The sequence below is a fragment of the Pseudomonadota bacterium genome (assembly GCA_030859565.1).
In the GTDB taxonomy this organism is placed as follows: Bacteria; Pseudomonadota; Gammaproteobacteria; order JACCXJ01; family JACCXJ01; genus USCg-Taylor.
The window spans coordinates 1-9,695 of record JALZJW010000138.1 but is presented as its reverse complement, the minus strand read 5'-3'; the positions used below and the strand labels follow the sequence as shown (position 1 = coordinate 9,695).

9 protein-coding genes are annotated in these 9,695 nt (G+C 61.6%); all 9 read right to left on the bottom strand.

Going from position 1 to position 9,695, the window contains the following annotated elements; genetic code table 11:
• The coding region (locus tag M3436_16730) for a bifunctional folylpolyglutamate synthase/dihydrofolate synthase (protein MDQ3565680.1) at positions 1-271 on the bottom strand (271 nt) is incomplete at its 3' end.
• Positions 272-339: 68 nt separating this feature from the next.
• Positions 340-1,200, bottom strand: coding sequence for an acetyl-CoA carboxylase, carboxyltransferase subunit beta (gene accD / locus M3436_16725; GenBank protein ID MDQ3565679.1), 861 nt, complete (start codon positions 1,198-1,200; stop codon positions 340-342).
• Positions 1,201-1,217: 17 nt separating this feature from the next.
• Positions 1,218-2,048: a tryptophan synthase subunit alpha gene (gene trpA / locus M3436_16720; GenBank protein MDQ3565678.1), complete on the bottom strand. Its 831-nt coding sequence runs from the start codon at positions 2,046-2,048 to the stop codon at positions 1,218-1,220.
• A gap of 32 nt (positions 2,049-2,080) precedes the next feature.
• Positions 2,081-3,307, bottom strand: a complete 1,227-nt coding sequence (gene trpB, locus M3436_16715) for a tryptophan synthase subunit beta (GenBank protein ID MDQ3565677.1) — start codon at positions 3,305-3,307, stop codon at positions 2,081-2,083.
• A gap of 1 nt (position 3,308) precedes the next feature.
• The gene (locus M3436_16710) at positions 3,309-3,962 is read right to left on the bottom strand and encodes a phosphoribosylanthranilate isomerase (protein MDQ3565676.1); all 654 of its coding nucleotides are present in this window, start codon (positions 3,960-3,962) and stop codon (positions 3,309-3,311) included.
• Positions 3,963-3,985: 23 nt separating this feature from the next.
• Entirely contained in the window at positions 3,986-4,765 is a 780-nt protein-coding gene (gene truA, locus M3436_16705) for a tRNA pseudouridine(38-40) synthase TruA (GenBank protein ID MDQ3565675.1), read from the bottom strand.
• Positions 4,766-4,836: 71 nt separating this feature from the next.
• Entirely contained in the window at positions 4,837-7,848 is a 3,012-nt protein-coding gene (locus tag M3436_16700; protein MDQ3565674.1) for a hypothetical protein, read from the bottom strand.
• Positions 7,849-7,961: 113 nt separating this feature from the next.
• Positions 7,962-8,984: an aspartate-semialdehyde dehydrogenase gene (locus M3436_16695; protein ID MDQ3565673.1), complete on the bottom strand. Its 1,023-nt coding sequence runs from the start codon at positions 8,982-8,984 to the stop codon at positions 7,962-7,964.
• Between the two features lie 33 nt (positions 8,985-9,017).
• The coding region (locus M3436_16690; GenBank protein MDQ3565672.1) for a 3-isopropylmalate dehydrogenase at positions 9,018-9,695 on the bottom strand (678 nt) is incomplete at its 5' end.

Sequence of the window (9,695 nt, the reverse complement as noted above, 5' to 3'; positions counted from 1 at the left end):
GCATTAAATGCGGCGAGGTATACGTCGCCGTCCGGTACCCAGCGGCTCTCAGGATGGCATCCAGCATGGCTACGCTCGAACCCTTGCCGTTGGTACCCCCAACGCTGATGACGCAATAGTGCGGGGGTTGCAGGCCCAGGCGTTCGAATACGCGCCGGACACGGTCGAGGCCGAGGTCGATTTGTCGTACATGCAATCCTTCTTGCCAGGCAAGCCAAGCGGCCAAGGTCTGAAAGCGCGGGGGCAATGCCGTGAGAATGGGTTGCGTCATGTGAGACCCTTAGGCGTGCGGACGTCCCGGTGCTGCTTGATACAGGCGCCGGGAAGCGTCAACACGCCTTAGAGTGCGGGCTGATGGGTAATAAGCGATAACAAGGACGTTATCTGCTCGCGCATCTCTCTGCGATCGACGATCATATCGACCGCGCCATGTTGCAGCAGGAATTCACTGCGCTGGAAGCCCTCCGGCAAAGTCTGACGCACGGTCTGCTCGATCACCCTCGGCCCGGCAAAGCCGATCAGCGCGTCGGGCTCAGCGATATTGATATCACCGAGCATCGCGAGGCTTGCCGACACCCCGCCCATCGTGGGATTGGTCAGCACCGAAATGTACGGAAGGCCGCGCGCGCTGAGCGCGGCGAGCGCGGCGCTGGTTTTGGCCATCTGCATGAGCGAAACCAGCGCCTCTTGCATTCTGGCCCCGCCGCTCGCGGAAAAACACACCAAGGGCGCGTCATGCTCGATGGCGGCATTGACCCCGCGCACGAAACGCTCCCCGACTACCGATCCCATCGATCCGCCCATAAACTCGAACTCAAAGGCGCCGGCAACGATGGTTTTCGATTGCACCCGCCCCATGAATACCACCAGCGCATCGAGCTCATCGGTGGCTTTTTGCGCTTGGCTCAGGCGATCCTTATAACGCTTGGTGTCCTTGAAGCGGAGAAAATCGATGGGCTCGATCTCCTTACCGATTTCAACGCGGGGTTCCGCATCCAGGAACCAATCGAGCCGCTGCCTGGCGCCCACGCGCAGATGATGGCTGCACTTAAGACACACGTTGAAATTGCGTTCGAGCTCGGCGCGATAGAGTACCCCCTTGCAGCCCGGACAACTGGTCCATAGACCCTCGGGAACGACGCGTTTAGTCGTTCCGTTGGTACGAATACGCGATGGAAGCAGCTTCTTAAACCAATCCATACCCCATTCCGAGCTCGTCATAGACTCTCCCGCACACGCCCCGGCCCCATTCCATCCATGGCCCCGCGCAGCTCTTGCATGAAGGCGCGCACGTCCCGTTCGAGGTTCGGGCCGTTGCCGAGCGCCTCGATGCGGGAAACCAAGGCGCTGCCCACGACCACTGCATCACTGATCAGTGCGATCCGCGCTGCGCTCTCCGCGTCCTTGATCCCAAAACCGACGCCAATCGGCAACGCGGTATGCCGCCGGATGAGGCGCAACTTATCGGCCACCGCCGAGGTATCGAGTTTATCACTCCCCGTGACCCCTTTCAGCGAGACGTAATAGACAAACCCGCGCGCCAGGCCGCAGATGCGCGCGACGCGTTCCTCGCTGCTGGTCGGCGCCAGAAGAAATACCGGATCGATCTCGTGGGCGCCCAGGATTTTAACCAGATCGTGCGCCTCTTCGGGAGGCATGTCGACGGTCAGGATACCATCGGCGCCCGCGCGCTGCGCTGCGCGCGCAAACACCTCGTATCCCATGACCTCGATCGGGTTGAGATAACCCATTAACACGATCGGCGTGCGCGTGTCGCTTGCGCGGAATTCCCGGACCAGATCCAACACCGTCCGCAACGTGACACCGCGCCGCAGAGCGCGTTCGCTCGATCGTTGAATGACCGGACCGTCGGCCATGGGATCGGAAAATGGGACGCCGAGCTCCAATATATCGGCGCCGCCCGCGACCAGCGCCCGCATGAGCACCAGCGTTTGCTCCGGTCCCGGATCGCCCGCGGTAATAAAGGGAACTAAGGCTTTACGGCCGCGGGTGCGGAGCGCGTCGAAACAACGGCTCAGACGGCCCATGACGCACACCACTCCTTGTCAATCACAGTCAATCACAGCGTGATTCCTGCGCGCGTCGCGACCGTGTGGATATCTTTATCCCCGCGTCCCGAGAGGTTCACGATTATGATTTGCTCGCGTTCCATCCGCGGGGCGAGCTTGGCCGCAAAGGCCAGCGCGTGGGATGACTCCAGGGCCGGAATGATGCCTTCGATGCGCGTCAGATCATGGAAAGCCGCGAGGGCTTCCGCATCGGTGATCGCTACGTAGCTAGCACGCCCCGTGTCCTTTAACCACGCGTGCTCGGGACCCACCCCCGGGTAGTCGAGCCCGGCCGAAATGGAATGGGTTTCGATGATTTGACCGTTGGTATCTTCCAGGAGATAGGTGCGGTTTCCGTGTAAGACGCCCGGGCGGCCGGCGCACAAGGAGGCCGCATGGCGTCCGGTCTCTAATCCGTCACCGGCGGCTTCGACCCCGTATAAGGCCACGGAATGATCCTCGAAAAACGGGAAAAACAATCCCATGGCGTTGGAGCCGCCTCCCACGCAGGCAATCAAGGCGTCCGGCATGCGGCCGGTTCGTTCTTGACACTGGGCGCGCGCCTCACGCCCGATCACGGCTTGGAAGTCACGCACCAGCATCGGATAGGGATGCGGGCCCGCCACCGTGCCGATGATATAAAACGTGCTATCGACGTTCGTCACCCAATCGCGGAGGGCTTCGTTGAGCGCATCCTTGAGCGTCTTGGATCCCGATTCCACCGGTATGACGCTCGCTCCCAAGAGCTTCATGCGGTAGACATTGATCGCCTGCCGTTGGATGTCTTCCGAGCCCATATAGACGACGCACTCCACACCCGCGCGCGCCGCGACCGTGGCCGTCGCCACCCCATGTTGGCCGGCGCCCGTCTCGGCGATGATACGGTGCTTATTCATGCGGCGCGCGAGTACGGCCTGCCCCACGGTGTTGTTGATCTTGTGAGCACCGGTGTGGTTCAGATCTTCGCGCTTTAGAAATATCCGTGCCCCGCCTAAACGTTGCGTCCAGCGCTCGGCTAAGTAAAGCGGGGAAGGTCTGCCCACATAATGCGCGAGATCGGCATCGATCTCGGCGACAAACTCCGGATCGCGGCGAAATCTCTGATAGGCGTCCTCGAGCTCCTGCAATGGCTTCATCAAGGTTTCGGCAACGAAGCGGCCGCCATAGACGCCGAAATGCCCGCGCCGATCCGGAAGCGTGTCGCTGAGACGGGCGTCCGCCATTGCCTTGCTTATCATGTCAACCGAGCCTTGCATCCCGAACCGTGCGCATGAATCGCCGTAGTTTTTCCTCGTCTTTGATTCCCCCGGCCCTCTCCACCCCCCCGCTCACATCCACGGCGTAGGGTCGGGCAGCCGCGATCGCCGATGCGACATTATCAGGACTTAATCCTCCTGCCAAGATAATCGGTTTCTCCAACTGTTCCGGAATCGCTGCCCAGTCGAATGTCTGTCCGGTGCCCCCCGGCAATCCGGTGACAAAACTGTCCAGCAGCAAGGCACTCGCATCCGCGTAAATCCGGCAGAGCGCGTGTAAATCGACCCCCTCCCGGACACGGATAGCCTTCACATAGGGTTTCCCGAAGCTCCGGCAATACTCCGGAAGTTCATCACCGTGGAACTGCAACACATCGAGGGCGACGTGCTTCAAGACCGCGCGGATCTCGTCTTCTCCCGTATCCACGAACAAGCCCACCCGCGTCAGGAACGGCGGCAATCCCGCTAGGATCTCAAGGGCTTGGCCGGTGTTCACGGCCCGCGGGCTGTGCGGGTAAAACACCAAACCGATGGCATCCGCCCCGTGCTCGGTCGCGGCCCAGGCGTCGCACCCGCGCGTGATCCCGCAGATCTTGATCCTAACCCGTGCCGTAGGAATTTTCTGCGTCCTCGTCACCGTCTTCGGCCTGCGCGGGAGCGCTAAAACGGCAGCATCATCGGGACCGGAGGCGAAATGCCGTCGGTCTCCGGATAACGCACCGCCATGAGGTACAACCCCTCGGGCGTGGCCGTCACGCCACCGAGGCTGCGATCGCGGCCTGCCAGCACTTCGCGGGCCCATCCGCTCGCGGCGTCGCCGCGACCGATGGTCAGCAGCACCCCGGCGATGTTGCGAACCATGTGATGCAAGAAGGCATTGGCCTCGATTTCGATCGCCACGATCGGGCCGCTGCGCCGGACCTCGATACAGTGCACCGTTCGCACCGGGGTCTTGGCCTGGCACTCCGGCGATCGGAAGGCCGAGAAATCGTGCTCACCGCGCAAGCACAGCGCCGCCTCGCTCATCCGCTCGGCGTCGAGCGGCCGGCGTTCCCAGGTTATTTTCGACGCCCATAACCCGGAGCGCCCGGGGCGGTTCAAGATCAAATAACGATAGCGCCGCGCGATCGCGGAGAAGCGTGCATGGAAATCGGCACGCGCCTCTCGAGCCCACAGCACACACACGTCAGGCGGAAGGTTGCTATTGGCGCCGAACACCCAGGAGCGCGCCTCACGGCGGGCATCGGTTTCGATATGAACGACCTGTCCGAGCGCGTGCACCCCGGCATCGGTCCGCCCGGCGCAATGCACCCGCAAGGGTTGATCGGCGACCCGCGACAACGCCTCCTCGATACAGGCCTGCACGGTCCGTGCGCGCGGCTGGATCTGCCAACCACAAAACCGACTTCCATCGTATTCGACACCGAGGGCAATCCTCACAGGCCGCCACCTGAAGACCTTGAGATGCGCGCCCGCAACGCCCGTGCAGGCCCCGCCCTACGCTCCAGCCGCTAGCCTACCTGCTGGAGGAGTTGCGTGGCCTCCTGACGTTGTTCCTCGGCGCCGTGCTGCACCACCTCCTCCAAGATCGACCGCGCGCCTTCCGCGTCACCGAGCTCGATATAGGCCTTGGCCAGGTTCAGCTTGACATCGACGTCCGCCGTCGTGTCGGCCTCATCCTCTGTGCCGCTCTGCTCAGCCTCGGCCTTGTTTATCGCCTTGTACAGATCGCTGGTATCTTCGGGCGACAAACCGAATTCGGCGCTCAGATCCATGATATCCAAAGGATCGGCGTCCTTCCCGGGCGGTGCTGAGGGCTCGGCGTCCAGGGTCACGTTCGTTTCCCCGGAGATCACCGGTTTGTCCTCTTCGATTTTCTCGAACGGGAAATCAGACAAGTCAAATTCGATGCCGTCATCGCCGTCAACCGCGGCGGTACGCGTATCAAAGTTCGCAAGCGTATCGTCCATCGGCGAGCGTCTGGGCGCGTCTATCTTTGCAGGCGGATCCTTCAGCCAGGAGGAAAGCGTGCGCTCGCCAGGCAGTTCGTGCGTCGCTTCCGGTCCGGTTTCTCCGGTAATGTCCACGACCACGGGGCTCATCGGCCGGGTCATTTCGTCAGAAAAATCGCCAGCGAGTTTAGCAACCCGTACCGTGGTGTCTCCGGGCGACTTGGCCCCTACTTCAGGCGCCGTGATATCGATGAATTCAGGCGCCTCGGTATCCTGCGCGGACGGTGATGTCACATCGATTATCTCTGTATTGGATTCCGCCGCGCCTGCCGACCCATCGACGCCGGTCCCGGTGGGCGCCGCATCCAACCACTTGGTGATCCCGAGATCGAAATCGGTCCTAACGCTCGGCTCGGCGGTCGTAGTGCTTGCACTCGCGACTGTGTCTCCGGGCCCTCTGCGCGGCTGCTCCGTCACGCCGATATCCATGAATTCACTTTCTTCCACATCCACACTCGCCGCTGCCGGCTCGTCGGCAAGCAGCGGTTGGTTGGGTGAGAGCGCCTGCCACATCGCCGTGGCGCGTTCCCAAAGTCTGCCTTGGCCACCCGTGGCGTCACGCAATTCCTTGGCGCTTTTTGCAAACGCCGCCTTTTTTCCCGAGGCGTGATATACCTCGAGCAGTTTGAGTTTGTAGGCAGGTTGATTGGGATCCGCGGCGATGGCCTGGTTGACCAAACGCTCAGCTTCTTCAAATCGCTCGTAGGTTAAGTAAACGTCGAGGTCCGACAGCGGGTCCTCGATATTCTCCGCGATTACGTCCGAGGCGGGCGAGGCAGCGGACTGACCGTCCTGGGTGAACGCGCCCGCTGGGGCTTGCCGCATTCTAAACGTTCCGCTGTCCTCCGGGCTTGCGGGCCGGACCCCCACCGGCTCGAAATCCTCGGCCACGGGCTGACCGTCGGACGCTCCGCGCTTCTTAAACGCCATCGCCGCGCCGACAACGATGACCACCAGTGCCGCGACGCCGCCGATGAGCCCAAGGTTTCCTTCCGGAAGGATATCCGTCAGCCCTCCGCCATCGGGCGGCGCTGGGGCGTCCGGCGTCGGCGGGGGTAACGGCGCCGCGACCTCGCTTTCGGGTTCGGTCGTTTCCCTGGGAATTGGGGGAGGCAATGACGATTCCGGTAACGCGCTGGATTCGGCGCCTAGGGCCGGTCCAGGTTCAGCCACGGGAGTCTCCTGAGATGGTGGTTGTGACGGAGCGGTGGCGTCGGGTGTCGCGCTCGGGGATGGCTCGGTAACCTTCGGCGTCGTCCCCGATTCCCCAACCGAGGTCTCGGGACTGGCACCGGCGCTTACAGGCGGCGCCGCCGCGGTCTCGGGGGTGGCGCGATCAGACGGCGTAGCTGTCTCCGGTGCGACGGCTGCGCCAGCGGCCTTAGCCTGTAGTGCGGCGAGATCGGCGTCTTTAATCTCGATCTGCTTGCGCAGCAGCTTGATGATCTCATCCGCCTCCGTGAGTTTACTGTTAAGCTCGACTATTTCTTGCTTTTGCGAGGCCACTGTTTCCTGCGCAATGGAGAGGCCCTGAACGACATTCCCAGGCGCGAGCGATTGCGGCGCCGCGCCGCCCGTCGCGGCTAATAGCTTGAGCTGAGCTTCATCCTCGGCGGGACCTGCGGCTACGGCCGGTGTCCCGGCCGCGCCCGAAGACGACACTTCGCCCGCGGGTTGCGGCTGTGCGGTGGCCGCGACTCTCTGCCGGTATTGCTCCCACAATGCCGAGTGTCTGCTCACAAGCTGCATCGCTTCGCGCTGAGACATCCGCGCGCTGTCCCCGCGCGCGGGAAGCCGTAGCACGGCGCCGCGCTTCAACGCATTGATGTTGTTGTCCAAGAAAAAGGCGTTAGGGTTGGCGTGCAACAACGCGGACATGATCTGTTGCACCGACAGGCTCGGGTCGGTGCGGACCGACAGCGCGATCTCCCACAAGGTGTCCCCCGATACCGTCGGACCGTAGCTGCCCCCGGCGCCGAGGCCGGCGCGCTCCGCCGCCAGCCTCGCCGCGCGCTGCTCGGGTCGCCACGGAGGCGTGGTGCTCTTGTCCCTCACGATGGCGCCGCGAGGCGGTTCGCGCCGCGCGGTTTCGGGCCTCGTGGGTGCTAAGCTGCTCCGTCCCTTATACGCAGGCGGGTCCAGCAACGCCGCGTATTCGCGAAACAGTCGTCCCTTGGACCAGTTGACCTCAATCAAGAAGTTGATAAACGGTTCGCGGATGGGTTCCGTGCTGGTGATCTTGATGTAGTCCGGGCCATCGCGGGTCTCCACGACCTCGAAGCGCAGCTGCGACAGAAAGGCCGGCCGCTCCAAACCAGCGCGCCTAAATCGCGCCACGTCGGCCAGTTTGACCGTGAGCGCATCGAGCTCTTCGGCCTTGGCATTGATGATTGGCACCGTGGCGTAAAACCGTTCGTTGAGCTGCGAGCGTTTTTGCAGATCGCCAAGGCCAAGGGTATACGCCGTGCTTGGGATACAAAGGAGTAGGAGAAAAACCAATCGATGAGCCATGTACGATACCTTATATTAGATAAAGCCTTTCGAGGCGTTTTGAGATCGCCGAGCTATTGACATAGGCACATTTAATTGTAAGAAAAAACCTATAAGCTTGCATGAACTATAGTTTATAAGTAACTTTTTACCAACATTTCCGCAATCTGGATACTGTTGAGTGCGGCCCCCTTACGCAGGTTGTCCGACACCACCCACATATTCAAACCCCGGGGGTGAGAGATATCCTCGCGGATCCTGCCGACATAGACCGCATCGCGCCCCGCGGCGTCCGTCACGGCGGTGGGATAACCGCCAGGAGCGGGCTCGTCCAGCACGGTAACCCCTGCCGCACTGCGGAGTACGGCCCGCGCCTCTGGCGCTGTCAGCTTCCGTTTGGTCTCCAAATGAATCGCCTCGGAGTGCCCGTAATACACGGGCACGCGCACCGCGGTTGGATTCACCAGGAGACTTTCGTCTTCCAGGATCTTACGCGTCTCCCAAACCATCTTCATCTCTTCCTTGGTATATCCGTTGGCTTGAAAATCGTCGATGTGCGGTAACACATTAAACGCGATTTGCCTTGGATACACGTGAGTGCGCACCGGCTCCCCGTCAATTATCGCTTTGCTTTGGATCGCAAGCTCGTCGATCGCTTCCCGACCGGTGCCTGAAACCGATTGATAGGTACACACATTGATGCGCTCGATACCGGCCGCATCGTAGATCGGTTTAAGCGCAACGACCATCTGAATCGTCGAGCAGTTTGGATTCGCGATGATCCCCCGGTTTGTGAACCCGCTGACAGCATGAGGATTTACCTCCGGAACCACAAGCGGAACATCGGTTTCGTACCGAAAACGTGAGGTGTTATCGATCACGACGCAGCCCGCCGCCGCCGCCTTGGGTGCGAAGATCTCCGACACGCTGGCGCCGGGCGAAAATAATCCGATCTCGACGCCGCTGAAATCAAATGCGTCGAGATCCAGCACCACCAGCGATTCACCATTGAAGCGAACCGTGTTCCCCGCCGAGCGCCGGCTCGCGAGCGCGTAAATGTTTTTTACCGGGAAGCGACGCTCGGCGAGGATCGAAAACATGGCCTCGCCCACCGCCCCGGTGGCCCCAACCACGGCAACATTGAATTCCCGGCTCATCCTTCCACTTCAATCATCGACATACTCTCCGATTCAGAGCGCATTTACCACCGCGTTACCCATTTCTCCCGTGCCGGCGCTGCTCTCCCCAGGAGCCGCGATATCCTGCGTGCGGACACCTTGACGCAACACACCCGCCACCGCGCGCTCCACCCGTTCAGCCATTAGCGGAGCGCCTAGAGAATACTGGAGCATCATGGCAACCGAGAGAATCGTACCCAAGGGGTTCGCGCTATTTTGACCGGCGATAGCGGGGGCGGAACCATGGATCGGTTCATAAAGCCCCTTTCCGCTTTGGTTCACGGAAGCGGAAGGTAGCATCCCGATGGATCCCGTCAGCATCGCGGCCAGGTCGGACAGTATATCCCCGAACAGGTTCGGCGTGAGCAAAACATCGAATTGCGTGGGGCGCCGCGCCAACTGCATCGCCGCATTGTCGACGTACATGTGGGTTAGCTCGACGCCGGGAAACTCACTGGCTACATCAACGACGACCTGCCGCCAAAGCTGGCTTGCTTCGAGCACGTTGGCTTTGTCGACCGAGCACACTCGCCCGCGACGCTGCACCGCAAGCTTAAATGCCACCCGAGCGATGCGATCTATCTCCGACTCGCGATAGACCATGGTGTTGAAGGCCTGACGCTCGCCTCCCGCAAGTGTCCGAACGCCCCGCGGTTCCCCGTAGTAGACATCTCCGGTTAGCTCGCGCAC

Coding starts and splice junctions, on each gene's coding strand:
- M3436_16700 (MDQ3565674.1), bottom strand. CDS start 7,848: ATGGCTCATCGATTGGTTTTTCTCCTACTCCTTTGTATCCCAAGCACG.
- accD (MDQ3565679.1), bottom strand. CDS start 1,200: ATGGATTGGTTTAAGAAGCTGCTTCCATCGCGTATTCGTACCAACGGA.
- trpB (MDQ3565677.1), bottom strand. CDS start 3,307: ATGATAAGCAAGGCAATGGCGGACGCCCGTCTCAGCGACACGCTTCCG.
- trpA (MDQ3565678.1), bottom strand. CDS start 2,048: ATGGGCCGTCTGAGCCGTTGTTTCGACGCGCTCCGCACCCGCGGCCGT.
- M3436_16695 (MDQ3565673.1), bottom strand. CDS start 8,984: ATGAGCCGGGAATTCAATGTTGCCGTGGTTGGGGCCACCGGGGCGGTG.